This is a genomic window from Nocardioides sp., from assembly GCF_036493135.1.
In the GTDB taxonomy this organism is placed as follows: Bacteria; Actinomycetota; Actinomycetes; order Propionibacteriales; family Nocardioidaceae; genus Nocardioides.
In genome coordinates this window covers 1-18,329 of sequence record NZ_DASXQG010000016.1, presented here as the reverse complement: position 1 = coordinate 18,329, position 18,329 = coordinate 1, and the positions used below count along the sequence as shown (strand labels likewise).

Genomic DNA, 18,329 nt, shown 5'->3' with positions numbered 1-18,329 from the left:
GATGTCGACTGGAGCCGGATCTCCTTCTACTGGGGCGACGAGCGCTTCGTCGCCGCCGACTCCGACGAGCGCAACGCCACGCAGGCCCGCCAGGCGTTCCTGAACGTGGTCGGGGTCGATCCTGCTCGGGTGCACGAGATCCCGTCCACCGACGACGCGGACTCGGTCGGGGCCGCGGCCGCGGCGTACTCCGACACCCTGAGGTCGGAGGCGACCGGCACCTTCGACCTCCTCATGCTGGGAGTGGGCCCCGACGGTCACATCGCCTCGTTGTTCCCCGGCTTCCCGCAGCTGGAGGTCGACGACGCGATCGCCGTCGGCGTCACCGGGTCACCCAAACCGCCGCCGGAGCGGGTCAGCCTCACCTTCGCGGCCCTGAACCGCTCCGACGAGGTGTGGTTCATCGTCAGCGGCGCGGACAAGGCCGAGGCCGTCGGCCGTGCCCTCGCCGCCCAGCCCCCCGGCGTACAGGAGATCCCGGCGACCGGCGTGCGTGGTCGGATGCAGACGATCTGGTTCCTCGACCGCGACGCCGCCTCCCAGGTCCCGTAGCCGAGCGCGCGATAGTACGTATCAATCGGCCGCGAATTCCCTGCCTGGACGCGGCCGATTGATACGTACTATCGCTCGGGATCTGGCCACATGGTCCAGAGTGGACCTCGCGGAGCGGGTGCAGCTCCTCGTCGGTCTCGGGGCTGGAACAACGGGTCCAGCAGCGCGTTGTCTTAGAAGGCCTGTTCCAGCCGGGGCAGGCCGTCCCACCCGCCGGCCAGGTCGTACAGGATGGGTCCGCCGCTCCCGGGCGCGTCGTCACTCATGCGCCCAGCCGATCACCTCAGGCCAGGGCGGTCAGAAGATGATGTCGCCTGACTTGCGGCGACTGCGGAGCAGCTGGATCGCCTCATCGAGGATCGTCTCGGCCTCGGCGTCGGAACGGCGCTCCTTCACGTAGGCCAGGTGCGTCTTGTACGGCTCGATCTTGGGAGCCGGAGGTGGGTTCTCGGAGTCGAGGCTGGCGGGAAGCCCGCACTTGGGGCAGTCCCACGAGTCGGGCACGACCGCGTCGACCGCGAACGTGACGACCGAACGATGCTCGTGGGAGCAGAAATAGGTGACCGCCTGACGCGGCGCGGCCTCACCGCGCTCGGCCTCTCCCATGGGACCGGCGCCGACCCGGCTCCCCCGGATCGCGTTTCCTCCACCTGGCACGTCTAGCGGACCTTTCTCACTAGGAGTAGGCCTGCAACAGGCCCAGGGCGATGACGCAGGCGAACCAGATGGACCCGACACCGATGGTGAACCGATCCAGGTTGCGCTCCGCCACAGACGATCCCCCGAGCGAGCTCGACACACCGCCGCCGAACATGTCGGACAGCCCTCCGCCGCGGCCCTTGTGGAGCAGCACGAGAACCACCAGCAGACAGCTGGTGATCACGAGCAGAATGGTGAAGACGGTGGTCACGAGGACATAGCCTACGTCACGCTTCGGACCATCCCGAACCGGCCCGCGGAGCGGTCTGGACCAGGTTCCCGCAGCTCGCCGACCGGGTCACAGGGTGGGCATGTCGTAGAACCGGCAGATCCCGCCGAACTCCTCGGCCTGCAGGCTGGCCCCTCCGACGAGGGCCCCGTCGATGTCGCGCTGGGCCATGATCCCGGCGATGTTCGTGGCCTTCACCGAGCCGCCGTACAGGATCCGGCAGCCATCGGCGGCGTCGTCCCCGGCGGTCTCGCGGATGCGTCCGCGGATCGCCGCACACACCTCCTGGGCGTCGTCCGGGGTCGCCACCTGCCCCGTGCCGATCGCCCAGACCGGCTCGTACGCCACCACCAGCGAGCCGATCTCCGTCGGCTCGAACCCGGCCAGGGATCCGTCGAGCTGGGCGAGCGTGTACGGCACCTGCTCGCCGGCCTTGCGTACGTCGAGCCCCTCGCCGACGCAGACGATCGGCGTCATCCCTGCCGAGACGGCCCGGCGCGCCTTCGCGTTGACGGTGTCGTCGGTCTCCCCGTGGTACTGCCGGCGCTCGGAGTGCCCGACCACGACGTAGGAGCAGCCGAGCTTGGCGAGCATGGTCGCCGAGATCTCGCCCGTGTAGGCGCCGGAGTCGTGGACCGACACGTCCTGTGCGCCGTACCGGATCGAGAGCCGGTCGCCGTCCACCATCGTCTGCACGGAGCGCAGGTCGGTGAACGGCGGGATCACCGCGACCTCGGTGCGGGCGTAGTCGTGCTTCTTGTCGGTGAGGATCCAGGCGAGCTTCTGGACCAGCGCCACCGCCTCGGGGTGGGTCAGGTTCATCTTCCAGTTGCCCGCCATCAGCGGGATGCGCGTGGTCATGAGTTCCTTCCGGTCAGCGCTCGAGGACGGCGATGCCCGGGAGCTCCTTGCCCTCGAGGAGCTCGAGGCTGGCACCACCACCGGTGGAGATGTGGCCGAACGCGCCCTCGTCGAAGCCGAGCTTCCGGACGGCGGCGGCCGAGTCCCCGCCGCCGACCACGGTGAGGCCGTCGACCTCGGTCAGCGCCTGCGCGACCGCCCTGGTGCCGTCGGCGAAGGCGGGGGTCTCGAACACGCCCATCGGGCCGTTCCAGAACACCGTCCTGGCATCGGTGATCTCGGACGCGAACGCCCGGGCGGAGTCGGGCCCGATGTCGAGCCCGAGGCCGTCGGACGGGATCTCCCCCGCCGGTACGACGCGAGGTTGCGGCTCGCGGTCGCCCGAAGGGAACTCGTTGTCGACCACGATGTCGGTCGGCAGCACGATCCGGACACCCGACTCCTCGGCGCGGCTCAGGTAGCCGCGGACAGTGTCGAGCTGGTCATCCTCGAGGAGGCTCCGGCCGACCTCGTGACCCTGCGCGGCGAGGAACGTGAACACCATGCCTCCGCCGATCAGCAGCCGGTCGGCCTTGCCGAGCAGGTGGTCGATCACCCCGAGCTTGTCGGAGACCTTCGAGCCGCCGAGGACGACGACGAACGGACGCTCCGGGTCGACGGTCAGCTTGCGCAGCACCTCGATCTCGGTCGCCACGAGCTGCCCCATCGCGTGTGGGAGGCGCAGGGCGACGTCGTAGACGCTGGCCTGCTTGCGGTGCACGACCCCGAAGCCGTCGGACACGAAGCAGTCCGCCAGCTGAGCCAGCTGGTCGGCGAACGCGCCCCGCACGTCGTCGTCCTTGCTGGTCTCGCCGGGGTCGAAGCGCACGTTCTCCAGGACGGCGACGTCACCGTCCTGGAGGGCATCGACGGTCTTCTGGGCCGAAGGACCGATCGTGTCCGAGGCGAAGGCGACGTGCTGTCCGAGCAGCTCACCGAGTCGCCTCGCCACGGGCTCCAGCGAGTACCGCGCCTCGGGCTCACCCTTCGGTCGGCCGAGGTGCGAGACCACGATCACCCGGGCACCGGCTTCGGAGAGCTCACGGATCGTCGGCACGCTGGCGCGCACCCGGCCGTCGTCGGTGATGGTGCTGTGCCCGTCTTCGTGGCGGTCCAGCGGGACGTTGAGGTCCGAGCGGACCAGGACCCGCTTTCCGCGGAGCTCGCCGAGGGACTCGAAGCGGGACGCCACGGTCAGAGCGAGCCGCCGACGAGCGCCGACAGGTCGATCAGCCGGTTGGAGTAGCCCCACTCGTTGTCGTACCAGCCGACCACCTTGACCTCGTTGCCGTTGGCCAACGTCAGGCCGGCGTCGAGGGTGCACGACGCGGGCCAGGTCACGATGTCGGCGCTGACGATCTCGTCCTCGGTGTACACGAGGTACTTCGACAGCGGTCCGGACTCGGAGGCCGCCTTGAACGCGGCGTTCACCTCGTCCTTGGTGACCTCGGAGTTCAGGGTCACGGTGAGGTCCGTGATCGAGCCGGTGGGCACGGGGACCCGCAGTGCGTAGCCGTCGAGCTTGCCCTTGAGCTCCGGCAGGACGAGCGAGATCGCCTTGGCGGCACCCGTCGTGGTCGGGATGATGCTCGTGGCGGCGCCTCGGGCGCGGCGCAGGTTGATCTCCCCCTTGCGGTTGAGCGCGATCTGGTCGAGCAGCTGCTGCTCGGTGGTGTAGGCGTGCACCGTGGTCATGAAGCCCTTGTCGATGCCCCAGTTGTCGAGCAGGACCTTGGCCATCGGGCCGAGACAGTTCGTCGTACAGCTGGCGTTGGAGATGATGTGGTGCTTCGAGGCGTCGTAGACGTCGTCGTTGACGCCCATCACGATCGTGACGTCCTCATCGGTGGCGGGCGCCGAGATGATCACCTTCTTGGCGCCGGCGTCGAGGTGCTTGTGCGCGTCGGCTGCCTTGGTGAAGAAACCCGTCGACTCGATCACGACGTCGGCGCCGATGTCACCCCACGCGAGGGCGGCCGGGTCTCGCTCGGCGCTGGCGTGGATCTTGGTGCCGTCGACGGTCAGGGAGGTGTCGTCGGAGTCGATGTGTCCCGGGTATCGCCCCAGGATCGAGTCGTAACGGAGGAAGTGGGCGAGGACGTCGTTGGCCGCGAGGTCGTTGACGCCCACGACCTCGACGTCCGCGTCGGACGCCTGGACGGCGCGGAAGAAGTTACGGCCGATCCGGCCGAAGCCGTTGATGCCTACTCGAACGGTCACTGGATGCTCCTCGTGTCGCGGTCGGGCCGTGTCGGTACGTCGAGCCTATCGTTCGGCGATCGACCCGCCGCCGGGGCGTGGTCAGTCTTCTTCGGCGAGCATCTCGGGCGTCAGCGATGACTCGGTGTCGGGGACCCCGAGCTCCTCGGCGCGCTTGTCCGCCATCGCCAGGAGGCGGCGGATTCGGCCGGCGATCGCGTCCTTGGTCAGCACCGGGTCGTGGAGCTGACCGAGCTCCTCGAGGCTGGCCTGCTTGTGCTCGAGGCGCAGGCCCCCCGCCAGCTTCAGGTGGTCGGGCATCTCGTCGCCGAGGATCTCCAGCGCGCGCTGGACCCGGGCCCCCGCGGCGACGGCCGCCCGCGCCGAGCGCCGGAGGTTGGCGTCGTCGAAGTTGGCGAGCCGGTTGGCGGTGGCGCGCACCTCGCGCCGCATCCGGCGCTCCTCCCAGGCCATCAGGGCCTCGTGGGCGCCGAGCCGGGTGAGCAGCTGCGAGATCGCGTCTCCGTCGCGGATCACGACCCGGTCGATGCCGCGCACCTCGCGAGCCTTGGCCGGGATGCCGAGCCGCCGGGCGACGCCGACGAGTGCGAGTGCCGCCTCCGGGCCGGGGCAGGTGACCTCGAGGGACGACGAGCGCCCCGGCTCGGTGAGCGAGCCGTGGGCCAGGAAGGCGCCCCGCCAGGCAGCGACCGCGTCGCAGGCGCCGCCGGAGACGACGGCCGGCGGGAGGCCGCGGACGGGCCGGCCGCGGTTGTCGAGCAGGCCGGTCTGCCGGGCGAGGGCCTCGCCATCCTTGACGACGCGCACCAGGTAGCGGCTGCCCTTCCGGATGCCGTTCCCCTGGACCATGGCGACGTCGCTCTGGTGCCCGAAGACCTCGGCGATGTCCTTACGGAGCCGGCGGGCCGCCGCTCCGGTGTCGAGCTCAGCCTCGACGACGATCTTGCCGCTGACGATGTGGAGACCTCCGGCGAAGCGGAGCATCGTCGACACCTCGGCCTTGCGGCAGCAGGTCTTGGTGATGGTGGTGTTGGCGATCTCCGCCTTCACCTGCGCCGTCATCGCCATGGCGCCGATCCTGCCACGTCCGTCAACGACCGTTCCCGCGAAGGTTCACAGTGCGGCCAGGATCTCGGCGTACGCCGTCACCAGCTTCTCCGGGTCGTGCCTCGGGGACCCGTCCTCGCGGGCGACGTCGGCGGCGAGCAGCCGTGCGCCGCACTTGGCCGCCAGGGCCTCGAGCTCGGCCAGGTCGGCGGCACCGGAGGTGTCGACGAGCACGGTGCCCAGGGTCAGGTCGGGCGCGTGGTCGAGCAGCACCCGCAGGTGGTCGACGGCACCGAAGCCGGTGGTCTCGCCGGCCTGGGGTGCCAGGTTGAGGACGACCACGCGGTGGGCGTCGGTGTCGGTCAGCGCCTCGGCCAGGGCGGGAACCATCAGGTGCGGGAGCACGGAGGTGAACCACGATCCGGGGCCCAGCACGACCAGGTCCGCCTCGCGCACGGCCGCGACGGCCTGCGGGCAGGGTCGCAGGTCCGGCGGGAGCAACGAGATCGCCTCGATCGTGCCGTGCGAGCTCGCCACGGCCACCTGTCCACGGACCGTGCTCACCCGCTCGGGGTCGTCGGCGTCCAGGCCACTGACCCGGGCCGAGATCTGCAGCGGGGTCAGGGCCATCGGCAGGACCCGTCCGCGGGCGCCGAGCAGCCGGCCGACCCAGTCCAGCGCCTCGACGTGGTCGCCCAGGAGCTCCCAGAGGCTCACGATCAGCAGGTTGCCGGTGACGTGACCGCGCATCTCGCCGGTGCCGGCGAAGCGGTGCTGGAGCACCTGGGCCCAGGTCTCGCCCCACTCGTCGTCGCCGCACAGGGCGGCCAGCGCCATCCGCAGGTCGCCGGGAGGCAGCACGCCGAACTCCGACCGCAGCCGCCCGGACGAGCCGCCGTCGTCGGCGACGGTCACCACCGCGGTGATGTCCAGGGGGAGGTGGCGGAGCGCGGACAGCGAGGCGTGCAGGCCATGGCCGCCACCGAGGGCGGTGACCCGCCGACGGGAAGGGCCCACGTCACTCCCGCCCGAGGTCACGATGGACCGTGCCGACGTCGTAGCCGGCCTCACGCATCTGCCGGGCGATCTCCTCGGTCATCGCGACGCTGCGGTGCTTGCCACCGGTACACCCCAGCGCGATGGACATGAAGCGCTTGCCCTCGCGCAGGTAACCCTTGGCAACGCCGGCGAGCAGCTCGACGTAGCGGTCGACGAACTCTTGGGCGCCGTCCTGCTCGAGGACGTAGCCACTGACCTCGGCGGACCGGCCGGTCTGCCCGCGGAGGTGCGGCACCCAGTACGGGTTGGGCAGGAAGCGCATGTCGGCCACGAAGTCGGCGTCGACGGGGATGCCGTACTTGAAGCCGAAGCTCATCACGGTGACCTTGAGCCGCATCGTGTCGGGCGTGCCGAACGACTCCGAGATCCGCTCGGTGAGCTGATGGACGTTCATGTCGGAGGTGTCGATCACGAGGTCGGCGTTCGCCCGGAGGTTGGCCAGGGCGGTGCGCTCGCGGCGTAGCCCCTCGAGGAGCCGGCCGCTGGCCTGGAGCGGGTGGGGACGACGGGCCGCCTCCTGGCGGCGGACCAGCACCTCGTCGGTCGCGTCGAGGAACAGCAACGTCGTGTCGCGGTTCACGGCGTGCTGCGCGAGGTTGGCCTGCAGAGAGTCGAAGAACGCTCCCGACCGGACGTCGACCACGACCGCGATCGGCTGGCTGGTGCCGCGGCTCTCGTCGACCAGGCGGACGACGTCGCGCAGGAGGGACGGCGGAAGGTTGTCGACGACGTAGAACCCGAGGTCCTCCAGCTCCTTGGCCGCGGTGCTGCGCCCGGCGCCGGTCATCCCGGTGACGACGACGACCTCGCCGGCGTGCTCGACGGGCAGCTCGGTCGACGGCGGGGCCATCAGTCCTCCTCGAGGATTTCGCCGGTGGCGGTGTTCACGGTCTGACGGCCAGTGTGACCGCCGGTCCGGTCGACCGCATCCTTGATGGCCAGGGCGGTGCGCGGCCCGATGCCCGGAACCTGCGCGATCTCGCCGACCTCGGCGGCCCGCAGCTTCTTCAGGGAGCCGAAGTGCTTGACCAGCGTGCGGCGGCGGACCTCACCGAGACCCGGGACGTCGTCGAGCAGGCTCTCGACCATCGACTTGGAGCGCCGCGAGCGGTGGTGGGTGATCGCGAAGCGGTGCGCCTCGTCACGGACCCGCTGGAGGAGGTAGAGCCCCTCCGACGTGCGCGCGAAGATCACAGGGTCCTCCTGATCCGGCAGCCAGACCTCCTCGAGACGCTTGGCCAGGCCGCAGACCGGGATGTCGACGACGCCGAGCTCTCGCATGGCGGCCTGTGCGGCCGCGACCTGCGGCGGGCCGCCGTCGACGACCACGAGCCCCGGCGCATAGGCGAACTTGCGGGGCCGTCCGGTCTCCGGGTCCACCAGCATCGGACCTGAGCCGGTGTCGACCTCGGTGGAGCGGGCCTGCTCGTCGAGGAGCCGACGGAAGCGACGGGTGATCACCTCGTGCATGGAGGCCACGTCGTTCTGGCCCTCGACGCCCTTGATCACGAACCGGCGGTACTCGCTCTTGCGCGGCAGGCCGTCCTCGAAGACGACCATGCTGGCCACCACCTCGGTGCCCTGGAGGTTGGAGATGTCGTAGCACTCGATGCGCAGCGGCGCCTCGTCGAGGCCGAGCGCCCGCTGGATCTCCTCCAGCGCCTGGTTGCGCGCGGTCAGGTCGGTGCCGCGCTTGGTCTTGTGCATCATCAGCGCCTGGCCGGCGTTGCGCGCCACCGTCTCCTGCAGCGTTCGCTTGTCGCCGCGCTGCGGAACGCGGATGCGGACCCGGCTCCCCCGCCGCTCGGTGAGCAGCTCCTCGAACACCTCGTGCTCGGGCGGCAGTGCCGGCACCAGGATCTCGCGGGGTACGGCGGCGTCGTCGGCGTCGTCGTCGGCGCCGGCGTACAGCTGGAGGAGGAACTGCTCGACGAGCTCGGCCGTGCCACCCTCCTCGACGCGATCGGCGACCCAGCCGCGCTGCCCGCGGATGCGGCCGCCCCGCACGTAGAAGATCTGCACCGCGACCTCGAGTGGGTCCTCCGCGAGGGCGATCACGTCAGCGTCGGTGCCGTCGCCGAGGACGACCGCCTGCTTCTCGAGCGCCTTCTCGATGGCGCCGAGGTCGTCGCGCAGCCGCGCTGCCCGCTCGAAGTCGAGCTCTTCGGAGGCGGCGTACATCTCCTCGCGGATGCGCTTGACGAACGCGTTGGTGTGGCCGCCCATGAAGTCGCAGAAGTCATCGACGATCGCGCGGTGGTCGTCGGCGGAGATGTTGCCGACGCACGGTGCCGAGCACTTGTCGATGTAGCCGAGCAGACACGGCCTGCCGATCTGACCGGAGCGCTTGAAGACGCCGTTCGAGCACGAGCGCATCGGGAAGACGCGGAGGAGCTGGTCGACGGTCTCGCGGATCGCCCAGGCGTGGCTGTAGGGGCCGAAGTACTTCGTGCCCCTCTTCTTGGCGCCACGGCCGACCATCACCCGCGGGAACTCCTCGCCGACGGTCACGGCCAGCCAGGGATAGGACTTGTCGTCGCGGTACTTGACGTTGTAGCGCGGGTCGAACTCCTTGATCCAGCTGTACTCCAGCTGGAGCGCCTCGACCTCGGTGTTGACGACCGTCCACTCGACGCCGGCCGCGGAGGTGACCATCGCGGCGGTGCGGGAGTGGAGGTTGCCGATGTCCTGGAAGTACGACGTCAGCCGGGAGCGCAGGTTCTTCGCCTTGCCGACATAGATCACGCGCCCGCGAGCGTCGCGGAACTTGTAGACCCCCGGCTGGGTCGGGATCTCCCCCGTCTTGGGACGGTAGGACGCCGGATTCGCCACGCCCTCAAGCCTACGGGCCGCCCCCGACATCGGAACGGACAGCGAGGACCGTCGCCAGCGTCGGGTCGGCGGCGTACGCGATCCGTGAGCCGTCCTCCTGTGCGCGGCGCAACCCGTCGAGGGCCCGACCGGTGATGCGTTCGCCGGGCGAGAGCACGGGGATGCCGGGCGGGTACGGCGCGACGACCTCGGCACACACCCGCCCGGCGGCCTCGTCCCAGGGCACCGCCTCCCGTACGGCGAAGAACGCCTCGCGCGGGGTGAGCACCTGCTCGGCCTCGACGGTCCAGGCGGCGTGGGCCACCACCGGGCGGGGCACCGCGCGGTGGTCCTCGACCATCACGGCGACGGCCTCGGCGAGGTCGGCGACCGCCTCGTCGCCGTCGGCCAGGGTCACCATCGGCACCAGGAGGTCGCGGTCGGCCATCTCCAGCGCGAAGCCGGCCGCAGCCAGGCCCCGGTCCACCGCCATCCCGTCGCTTCCCGTCCCGGGCAGGAGCACGACCAGCTTGGCGTCGTCGAAGGCATCGGTCCCGAAGGTGGTCGAGTCCGGCGTCACCAGACCGGGCACCCCGCGCAGGACGTCGCGCGCGCGTCGTACCCGGTCGAGCAGGGCGCCCGACAGCTCGACCCCGCGGACCGCCATCAGCTCCAGCGCGCCGTCGACGCCCGCCAGGATCGAGCCCGAGGGAGAGGTCGTGGCGGCGGCGTCCATGGCTCGGTCGAGACGGTCGGCGTCCAGGAGTCCGCCACCTGCTCGGGTGCGGGCGAGCACGACGGCACCCTGGTTCAGCGCCGGCAAGGTCTTGTGAGCGCTGGTGACGACGGCGTCCGCGCCGGCCGAGAAGGGGTGCGGCGGCAGATCTGGATGGCTGCCGAGGTGCGCACCCCACGCCGCGTCGACGACGAGGGGGACGCCGGCACGACGGGTCACCTCAGCGATCGCGGCGACGTCCGCGCAGGTCCCGACGTAGGACGGGGTGGTCACCAGGACCGCGCACGCCTCGGGGTGTCTGCCCAGGGCATCGGCGACGGTTGCCGAACCGAGCCCGAGCGGAAGCCCGGTCGCGTCGTGAACGGGCGGGTGCACCCACACCGGCCGCAGTCCCGCCAGCACCAGCCCGAGAAGGACCGAGCGGTGCGACGTCCGGTCCACGATCACCGTGTCCCCCGGTGAGCCGACCGCGAGCGCCACGGCCTGGTTGCCATGGGTCGAGCCGCCGACGGAGTATCGGCACCAGTCGGCCCCGAACCGCTCTGCGGTCCGTGTCTCGGCGCGACGTAGCAGCGCATCCGCGTCGCGGACCGCGGCCAGCCCGCCGTACAGGGGTACGTCGCGGGCGACGACCTCGCCGATCAGGCCGACATCGTGCTTGTGCCCGGGGATCGTGAACGGCCGCAGCTCGCCCTGATCGAGCCGGCGCCGAGCGTCGACCCAGGCCGCCAGCAGCGGGGCGTCCTCGAGCCGGTCGCCGTCCACGCCGTCATCAGCCCTGGACGACGTCGGCGCCCTTGACCCGCACCGAGACCTTCGGCAGCGCCGCCACGGACCCGGCCGGGGACCCGCTCGGTCCGGCGACGTTGCTGCCGTCGGTGATGGAGAACTGGCTGCCGTGACAGCCGCAGTTGATGGTGCCGCCGGCCACGCTGGCGAGGATGCAGCCCTGGTGGGTGCAGGTCGCGGAGAAGCCCTCGAACGTGCCCTTCTGGGGCTGGGTCACGGTGACGTTCTGATCGCCGAGGATCACACCGCCCCCGACGGGGACGTCGCTCGCGGCGACGAGGACCACGGCCTGGCTCTTCGCAGTGGTCCCGTTGTTTCCGTTGTTCCCATTGCCGCCGGTGGCAGCGGAGGGGTCCTGCGCGGTGGCGTTCGACGAGCCGCCGCTCCCGCAGGCGGCCAGCAACGGCAGGCTGAGGCCACCCACGGCGGCTCCGGCCAGGGCGCGGCGTCGGGTGAGTGCAGGGTCGGTCACGGGGACGCTCCTCGTGCTCGGGGTCGGGTTTTCGACGCTAGCCCGGACGTCTGAGTTTTCGCTGTGGGCCGGCGTACCCGGACCTACGAGACAGCCCGTCAGGACGTTCGACCGTAGGCCAACAAAGGCGCCAGGAACTGCCCGGTGTAGCTGTCGGGGTCGGCCGCGACCTGCTCCGGCGTTCCCTCGGCGATCACCGTGCCGCCCCGGGACCCGCCCTCGGGACCCATGTCGATGATCCAGTCGGAGGTCTTGATCACGTCGAGGTTGTGCTCGATCACCAGCACGGTGTTGCCCTTGTCCACCAGGCTGGACAACACGCCGAGGAGCTTGCGGATGTCCTCGAAGTGCAGGCCGGTGGTCGGCTCGTCGAGCACGTAGACGGTCCGTCCGGTCGACCGCTTCTGCAGCTCGCTGGACAGCTTGACCCGCTGTGCCTCCCCGCCCGACAGAGTCGTCGCCGGCTGGCCGAGCCGGACGTAGCCGAGCCCCACCTCACACAAGGTCTCCATGTGCCGCGAGATCGCCGGCACCGCCTTGAAGAACTCGGCTGCCTCCTCGATCGGCATGTCGAGGACCTCGGCGATGGTCTTGCCCTTGTAGTGGACCTCGAGCGTCTCGCGGTTGTAGCGGGCACCGTGGCAGACCTCGCACGGGACGTAGACGTCCGGCAGGAAGTTCATCTCGATCTTGATCGTGCCGTCGCCCGAGCACGCCTCACACCGCCCGCCCTTGACGTTGAACGAGAACCGCCCCTGGAGGTAGCCCCGCACCTTCGCCTCGGGCGTCGAGGCGAACAGCTTGCGGATGTGGTCGAAGACCCCGGTGTACGTCGCGGGGTTGCTGCGCGGCGTACGGCCGATCGGCGACTGGTCCACGTGGATGACCTTGTCGACGTGGTCGAGCCCGTTGATGCGCTTGTGGCGCCCCGGCACCGCGCGGGCGTTGTAGATCTGCTTGGCCAGGCTGGTGTAGAGGATGTCGTTGACCAGCGTGGACTTGCCGGACCCGGACACCCCGGTCACGGAGACGAACAGACCCAGCGGGAACGAGACGTCGATGTCCTGGAGGTTGTGCTCGTGCGCCCCGACCACCTTGAGCTCACGGCCCTTGGTGCGGGGGCGACGCACCTCGGGGATCGGGATCTCTCGGCGGCCGGACAGGTAGAGCCCGGTCAGGGAGTCGCGGTGCTTGAGCAGACCCTTGACCGGCCCGGAGTGGACGACCTGCCCACCGTGCTCACCCGCGCCGGGGCCGATGTCGACGACCCAGTCGGCGGTGCGGATCGTCTCCTCGTCGTGCTCGACGACGATCAGGGTGTTGCCGAGGTCCTTGAGCCGGACCAGCGTCTCGATCAGCCGCTTGTTGTCACGCTGGTGGAGGCCGATCGAGGGCTCGTCGAGGACGTAGAGGACGCCCACCAGGCCGGCGCCGATCTGGGTGGCCAGCCGGATGCGCTGCGCCTCGCCGCCCGAGAGCGACCCGCTCGGGCGGTTCAGGGAGAGGTAGTCGAGGCCCACGTCGAGCAGGAAGTTCAGCCGCTCCTGGATCTCCTTGAGCACCCGCTCCGCGATCTGCCGCTCACGAGCGGACAGGTCGAGGTCGCGCAGGAAGTCGGCGGTCTCGTTGATCGGGAGGGCACACACGTCGGCGATCGACTTGCCGCCGATCGTCACCGCCAGGCTGACCGGCTTCAGCCGGCTCCCCTGGCAGGTCGGGCACGGCACCTCGCGCATGAAGCCCTCGAAGCGCTCGCGGCTGGTGTCGGACTCCGCCTCGCCGTGCCGGCGCTCGACGTACGTGCGGACGCCCTCGAACTCGGCGTAGTAGGCGCGCTGGCGCCCGTAGCGGTTGGTGGTGACCACGTGGACCTTGGTCGGGTGGCCGTCGAGCAGGCTCTTCCGGGCCTTGGTCGGCAACTTCTCCCAGGGGGTGTTGAGGTCGAAGCCGACCTCCTCCCCCAGCGCTCCCATCAGCCGCAGGAAGTAGTCGGCGACGTGGGCCTGGCTCCACGGCTGGATCGCGCCCTCGCCCAGGGTGGCCTGGGTGTCGGGCACGACCAGGTCGGGGTCGACCTCCATCCGCGTGCCGAGGCCGTGGCACGCGGGACACGCGCCGAAGGGGCTGTTGAACGAGAACGACCGCGGCTCGAGCTCGTCGGTGTCGAGGTCGTGGTCGTTGGGACAGGCCATCCGCTCGGAGAACTTCATCTCCCGGCCCGCGTCCTTGACCGGCAGGTCGACGAAGTCGAGCACCACCAGCCCGTTGGCCAGCCGGAGCGCGGTCTCGACCGAGTCGGTGAGCCGGCGCTTGGACGACGCCTTGACGGCGAGCCGGTCGACGACCACCTCGATGGTGTGCTTCTTCTGCTTGTCGAGCTTCGGCGGGTCGTCGAGGGTGTGGGTGTCACCGTCGACCCGGACCCGCGAGAAACCGTCGGTCTGCAGCTGGCGGAAGAGCTCGATGTACTCCCCCTTGCGGCCGCGGATCACCGGTGCGAGCACCTGGAACCGCCGACCCTCCTCGAGCCCGAGCACGCGGTCGACGATCTGCTGCGGCGTCTGCCGCTCGATCGGTGCGCCGCAGACGGGGCAGTGGGGCCGGCCCGCCCGCGCATAGAGCAGTCGGAGGTAGTCGTAGACCTCGGTGATCGTGCCGACGGTGGACCGAGGGTTCTTCGACGTGGACTTCTGGTCGATCGAGACGGCCGGCGACAGCCCCTCGATGAAGTCGACGTCGGGCTTGTCCATCTGGCCGAGGAACTGCCGGGCGTACGCCGACAGCGACTCGACGTAGCGCCGCTGGCCCTCGGCGAAGATCGTGTCGAACGCCAGGCTCGACTTGCCAGATCCGGACAGCCCGGTGAACACGATCAAGGAGTCGCGCGGCAGGTCGAGCGAGATGTCCTTGAGGTTGTGCTCGCGGGCACCCCGGATGATGAGCTGGTCGGCCACTACTGTCCTCAGGCTGGATCGTCTGGTCACGCAATCGGTACGGCGCGCATGGGTGGTGTTCGAACACATGTTCGCCTGTCACCCGCTGTCGGCGCAAGCCTGACACGGCCCACCGACAGTCCCGATCCTAAGAGATCACGCCAGCGCCGACCTCATCCTCCTTGCTGACCGTCCGGCGGGCGTCCGGTCGGCGGCGGTGGTGTTGGATGGAGCGCATGAGCACCGAACGCGAGCTCGCCTCGCGACTGCTCGCCGGTGCGTCGTCCCGCGTCGTCCGCACGGTCGACAGCCTCCACGGGGACGACTGGAGCGACCCGTCGCTCCTGCCCCACTGGACGCGCGCCCACGTGGTGGCGCACCTCGCGCTCAACGCCGAGGGCATGGCCCGGGCCCTCCACGGCGTCGTGGCGGACGACGCGGACGACGGCCCGCACCCGATGTACGACTCCGACGAGAAGCGGGACCGTGACATCGCCGACCTGGCGACGGCCCACCCGGCCGAGCTCCGCAACCGCCTGCTGGCCGGTACGACGATGCTGAACCAGGCGATCGCGGCGATCCCCGACGACCAGTGGGAGACCAGGATCGAGCGCACCCCGGGCGGACGGGAGATCCGTGCCGGGGCGTTCCCCGGGATGCGGCTCCGCGAGCTCGAGATCCATCACGTCGACCTCGGCGCGGGCTATACGAGGTCGGACTGGAGCGAGACCTTCGCGATCCACCTGCTGAACGCGATGACCAAGCGACTCGACCCGCCCCAGCGGTTCGAGGTGCGGCCGCTCGACGTCGACCGGGTGTGGATCTTCGGCCCGAACGGTGACGACGCCGCGGTCGTGACCGGCCCGGCCGCCGACATCGGCTGGTGGCTCACCGGACGTCATACGCCCGACACCGTGTCCTGCTCGCGCGGCGAGCTCCCGTCCATCGAAGGTTGGTGAACCCGTGATCGATCGTCCTGAACAGAACGACTACACCGGCGAGGTCTCCCCCGGCGGCGAGCCGCAGCGGCGTACCGCGGGCGCCCTGGAGATCACCAAGCTCGCCGTCGACCCTCAGATGTCCAACAACTGCTATCTCCTGCGCTGCACCGACACCGGCGACCAGGTCCTGATCGACGCCGCGGACGACGCACCGCGGCTGCTCGAGCTGATCGGCGAAGGCGGGCTGGCCGCGGTCGTCACCACCCACCAGCACTGGGACCACCACCGCGCCCTCGCCGAGGTCGTGCAGGCCACCGGGGCGACGGTCATCGCCGGCGAGCCCGACGCCGACGCGATCACCGAGCAGACCGGTGTCGCCGTCGACCAACGCGTCGGCGAGGGCGACCGCATCCCGGTGGGCACCTGCTCGCTCGCCGTCATTCCGGTCGCCGGCCACACCCCCGGCTCGATCTGCCTGGTGTACGACGGCTCCGACCGGCCCCACCTGTTCACCGGCGACTCGCTCTTCCCCGGCGGCGTCGGCAACACCCAGGGCGACTCCGACCGCTTCCACCAGCTGATCGACGACGTGTCGAGCCGCATCTTCGACGCCCTGCCCGACGAGACCTGGTTCTACCCCGGTCACGGCAACGACTCGACCGTCGGCGTCGAGCGGCCCCACCTCGAGGAGTGGCGCGAGCGCGGGTGGTAGCCCGCCGCGGCGCGAGGTCAGGTGCGCGCCCGCCACTCCTCGGCACTGATCGCGAAGCGGCGGTAGAAGGTGGGCACGCCGAGGAACTGGCCTGCGGCGCCCCTCCCGGTCTCCCGCATGCCCAGCCCCTGCAGGATCCGCACTGAGCGCTGGTGGGCGTCGTACGCCTCGGCCAAGACCTGGTCGAGCCCCAGCTCCCCGAAGGCCAGGTCGAGGCCGGCGGCCGCGGCGGCTCGCCCGAGTCCATGACCCCACCGGCTGCTCGCACCGATCAGGAATCCCAGCTCACGACGCTCCGGCTCGTCGCCGCGGAGGTTCACGAAGCCGACCAGCGAGCCCTCCTGCACCACGCCCCACCTGAGCAGGTCGGGAGGCGGGGTCACGATCAGGCGCTCCTGGAAGCGCAAGCGCTCGGCGAACGTGCGGTCCGGGGACCAGTCGGCGACCTCGGCGAGCGTGCGGTCCGCCCCCCACCTGGCGATCACCGCGGCGTCGTCGCGGGCCAGGGGCCTGAGCGTCACGATCGGCCGCCGTTCGTCCACACGTCGAGCCTACGTAGGCTGGCCGCCATGACCGGTGCCCATCCGACGAGACACCGATGAGCGGGTTCCGGCCGACGCGGGGGTTCACCGGGCGACCGCGGGGGCGGCCGGGCCGGCTGCCCCCGGGTCAGTACGACACGGGCGCCGACTGGCCGACGCTGACCGCCGAAGTCACGCCACACCTCGTCCCCGACCACTGGACGATGACGGTCGACGGCCTTGTCGAGTCGCCCACGACCTGGACCTGGCGGGAGATCCACGCGCTGCCGGGATCGACGTACTTCGGGGACATCCACTGCGTGACGACCTGGTCAAAGCTCGACACGACGTTCACCGGCGTCAGCGTCGACACTTTGCTGGCGATCGCGCGCCCGCGCCCCGAGGCGACGTACCTGATGGCGCACTCGACCACCGGCTACACCACCAACCTCCCCCTCGCCGACGTGACCGGCGGCAAGGCCTGGGTCGTCTGGGAGTACGACGGTCGACCCCTGCCGGTCGAGCACGGCGGCCCGGTGCGGCTGCTGGTGCCACACCTCTACTTCTGGAAGTCGGCGAAGTGGGTGACCCGCCTGGAGCTGATGGCACACGACCGACCGGGCTTCTGGGAGCAGAACGGCTACCACGACCGCGGCGACCCGTGGATGGAGCAGCGTTACCAGGGAGACCCGTGAGCACCACCACGGTCGAGTCACTGGCCACCAGCTGGACCACGGCGCGGGTCGCCGAGGTCGAGCGGATCGAGGACCGGCTGGTCCGGCTGCGACTCGAACCGGCCGCCTGGACGCCCGGGCTGCCCGGGCAGCACGCGGTCATCCGACTGCGTGCGGAGGACGGCTACACGGCCCAGCGCTCCTACTCGATCGCCTCCGACCCGGGCGACCCGCTGGTGGAGCTGATGGCCGAGTGCCTGCCGGGTGGTGAGGTGTCCGGGTTCCTGCACGACGAGGTGCGCGTCGATGACGTGCTGGAGTTGCGCGGGCCGATCGGCGGCTGGTTCACCTGGACCGGCGACGTCACCGCGGTCGCGATCGGCGGCGGCACCGGCGTCGTCCCCCTCGTCTCGATGATCCGGTACGCCGTGCGCCACGGCGTCACCGGGCGCATCCGGGTCGTCGCCGTCGGCCGCACCTTCTCCGAGCTGCCCTACGCCCAGGCGCTGCGCGACGCCGGTGCCTTGGTGGCACTGACCCGCGAGAACCTCGGGTCCCGCGTCGCCGCCCCGCCGTACCCGTCCGAGCTCGAGCCGCTGGTCACCGGCGTCGAACGCGCCTATGTCTGCGGCTCGGTCGGCTTCGCGTCGTACGCCACCCGGCTCCTCGGTGAGGTCGGCGTCCGCTCGGACGTGATCCGGGTCGAGCAGTTCGGCGCGACGGGGTAGTCAGCGCGCGATCGCCCGCACCACCGCGTCGACGCCGGTACCCGCCGCAGCCCTGGGCCTCTCCTCGGCGACGACGACCTCCCAGTGACGGGCGTCGAGAGCCCCGACCGCCTCCGCGACGGTCACCTGTACCTGCCCCGCGGCAGGCGTCGGCTCACCGGTGGCGGGATCCACCGGAAGGTGGCCGACCAGGAACAGGGTCCCGCCCGGCGCGACGCCGTTGCCGAGTCTGGTCACCATCTCTGCGACCGACCCGTTGACGTGCACGTAGAGGCAGCTGACGAGGTCGAAGTGCCGGGGCGCCGG

General features: G+C 70.7%; 18 protein-coding genes and 1 pseudogene. 5 read left to right on the top strand and 14 right to left on the bottom strand.

The window, feature by feature from the left end; genetic code table 11:
* The coding region (pgl, locus tag VGJ24_RS02765; RefSeq protein WP_331498960.1) for a 6-phosphogluconolactonase at positions 1–552 on the top strand (552 nt) is incomplete at its 5' end.
* A gap of 297 nt (positions 553–849) precedes the next feature.
* On the opposite strand, the gene VGJ24_RS02760 is transcribed toward pgl, so the two are convergent.
* The 12 genes from VGJ24_RS02760 to uvrA form a co-directional block, all read right to left on the bottom strand.
* On the bottom strand, positions 850–1,209 hold the full coding sequence (locus tag VGJ24_RS02760) for an RNA polymerase-binding protein RbpA (RefSeq protein WP_331498959.1): 360 nt from the start codon (positions 1,207–1,209) through the stop codon (positions 850–852).
* A 19-nt stretch (positions 1,210–1,228) separates the two neighbouring features.
* Complete coding sequence (secG, locus tag VGJ24_RS02755) at positions 1,229–1,462, bottom strand: preprotein translocase subunit SecG (protein WP_331498958.1); 234 nt, start codon at positions 1,460–1,462, stop codon at positions 1,229–1,231.
* 87 nt (positions 1,463–1,549) lie between these two features.
* A complete protein-coding gene (gene tpiA / locus VGJ24_RS02750; protein ID WP_331498957.1) occupies positions 1,550–2,341 on the bottom strand; it encodes a triose-phosphate isomerase in 792 nt (263 codons plus the stop codon).
* 13 nt (positions 2,342–2,354) lie between these two features.
* Entirely contained in the window at positions 2,355–3,572 is a 1,218-nt protein-coding gene (locus tag VGJ24_RS02745) for a phosphoglycerate kinase (protein ID WP_331498956.1), read from the bottom strand.
* Positions 3,573–3,574: 2 nt separating this feature from the next.
* Positions 3,575–4,600, bottom strand: coding sequence for a type I glyceraldehyde-3-phosphate dehydrogenase (gene gap / locus VGJ24_RS02740; RefSeq protein ID WP_331498955.1), 1,026 nt, complete (start codon positions 4,598–4,600; stop codon positions 3,575–3,577).
* A gap of 81 nt (positions 4,601–4,681) precedes the next feature.
* Positions 4,682–5,668, bottom strand: coding sequence for a DNA-binding protein WhiA (gene whiA / locus VGJ24_RS02735; protein ID WP_331498954.1), 987 nt, complete (start codon positions 5,666–5,668; stop codon positions 4,682–4,684).
* Positions 5,669–5,713: 45 nt separating this feature from the next.
* A complete protein-coding gene (locus VGJ24_RS02730) occupies positions 5,714–6,664 on the bottom strand; it encodes a uridine diphosphate-N-acetylglucosamine-binding protein YvcK (protein ID WP_331498953.1) in 951 nt (316 codons plus the stop codon).
* Position 6,665: 1 nt separating this feature from the next.
* The gene (rapZ, locus tag VGJ24_RS02725; RefSeq protein WP_331498952.1) at positions 6,666–7,556 is read right to left on the bottom strand and encodes an RNase adapter RapZ; all 891 of its coding nucleotides are present in this window, start codon (positions 7,554–7,556) and stop codon (positions 6,666–6,668) included.
* The gene (gene uvrC / locus VGJ24_RS02720; RefSeq protein ID WP_331498951.1) at positions 7,556–9,538 is read right to left on the bottom strand and encodes an excinuclease ABC subunit UvrC; all 1,983 of its coding nucleotides are present in this window, start codon (positions 9,536–9,538) and stop codon (positions 7,556–7,558) included. The genes rapZ and uvrC overlap by 1 nt, the downstream gene beginning before the upstream one ends.
* Before the next feature lie 10 nt (positions 9,539–9,548).
* On the bottom strand, positions 9,549–11,018 hold the full coding sequence (locus VGJ24_RS02715) for an aminotransferase class I/II-fold pyridoxal phosphate-dependent enzyme (RefSeq protein WP_331498950.1): 1,470 nt from the start codon (positions 11,016–11,018) through the stop codon (positions 9,549–9,551).
* Positions 11,019–11,025: 7 nt separating this feature from the next.
* Positions 11,026–11,514 carry a Rieske (2Fe-2S) protein gene (locus VGJ24_RS02710; protein WP_331498949.1) on the bottom strand — a complete coding sequence of 163 codons (489 nt, stop codon included), beginning with the start codon at positions 11,512–11,514 and terminating at the stop codon, positions 11,026–11,028.
* Between the two features lie 98 nt (positions 11,515–11,612).
* Entirely contained in the window at positions 11,613–14,468 is a 2,856-nt protein-coding gene (uvrA, locus tag VGJ24_RS02705; protein ID WP_331498948.1) for an excinuclease ABC subunit UvrA, read from the bottom strand.
* Between the two features lie 215 nt (positions 14,469–14,683).
* Here uvrA and VGJ24_RS02700 point away from each other — a divergent pair, with 215 nt between their 5' ends.
* Complete coding sequence (locus VGJ24_RS02700) at positions 14,684–15,406, top strand: maleylpyruvate isomerase family mycothiol-dependent enzyme (protein WP_331498947.1); 723 nt, start codon at positions 14,684–14,686, stop codon at positions 15,404–15,406.
* Positions 15,407–15,410: 4 nt separating this feature from the next.
* Complete coding sequence (locus VGJ24_RS02695; protein ID WP_331498946.1) at positions 15,411–16,100, top strand: MBL fold metallo-hydrolase; 690 nt, start codon at positions 15,411–15,413, stop codon at positions 16,098–16,100.
* A gap of 17 nt (positions 16,101–16,117) precedes the next feature.
* Here VGJ24_RS02695 and VGJ24_RS02690 read toward each other — a convergent pair whose 3' ends face one another.
* The gene (locus tag VGJ24_RS02690) at positions 16,118–16,642 is read right to left on the bottom strand and encodes a GNAT family N-acetyltransferase (RefSeq protein ID WP_331498945.1); all 525 of its coding nucleotides are present in this window, start codon (positions 16,640–16,642) and stop codon (positions 16,118–16,120) included.
* Positions 16,643–16,698: 56 nt separating this feature from the next.
* Between VGJ24_RS02690 and VGJ24_RS02685 the strand changes: the two genes are divergently transcribed.
* Entirely contained in the window at positions 16,699–17,316 is a 618-nt protein-coding gene (locus tag VGJ24_RS02685; protein ID WP_331498944.1) for a sulfite oxidase-like oxidoreductase, read from the top strand.
* Complete coding sequence (locus VGJ24_RS02680) at positions 17,313–18,023, top strand: FAD-binding oxidoreductase (protein WP_331498943.1); 711 nt, start codon at positions 17,313–17,315, stop codon at positions 18,021–18,023. Before VGJ24_RS02685 ends, VGJ24_RS02680 begins: the two co-directional genes overlap by 4 nt.
* On the opposite strand, the pseudogene VGJ24_RS02675 reads toward VGJ24_RS02680, so the two are convergent.
* Positions 18,024–18,329, bottom strand: a pseudogene (locus VGJ24_RS02675) (hypothetical protein); the annotation flags it as partial.

Excerpts from the sequence above, each read along its gene's own strand:
- tpiA (WP_331498957.1), bottom strand. The coding sequence starts at position 2,341 with ATGACCACGCGCATCCCGCTGATGGCGGGCAACTGGAAGATGAACCTG.
- whiA (WP_331498954.1), bottom strand. The coding sequence starts at position 5,668 with ATGGCGATGACGGCGCAGGTGAAGGCGGAGATCGCCAACACCACCATC.
- rapZ (WP_331498952.1), bottom strand. The coding sequence starts at position 7,556 with ATGGCCCCGCCGTCGACCGAGCTGCCCGTCGAGCACGCCGGCGAGGTC.
- VGJ24_RS02700 (WP_331498947.1), top strand. The coding sequence starts at position 14,684 with ATGAGCACCGAACGCGAGCTCGCCTCGCGACTGCTCGCCGGTGCGTCG.
- VGJ24_RS02685 (WP_331498944.1), top strand. The coding sequence starts at position 16,699 with ATGAGCGGGTTCCGGCCGACGCGGGGGTTCACCGGGCGACCGCGGGGG.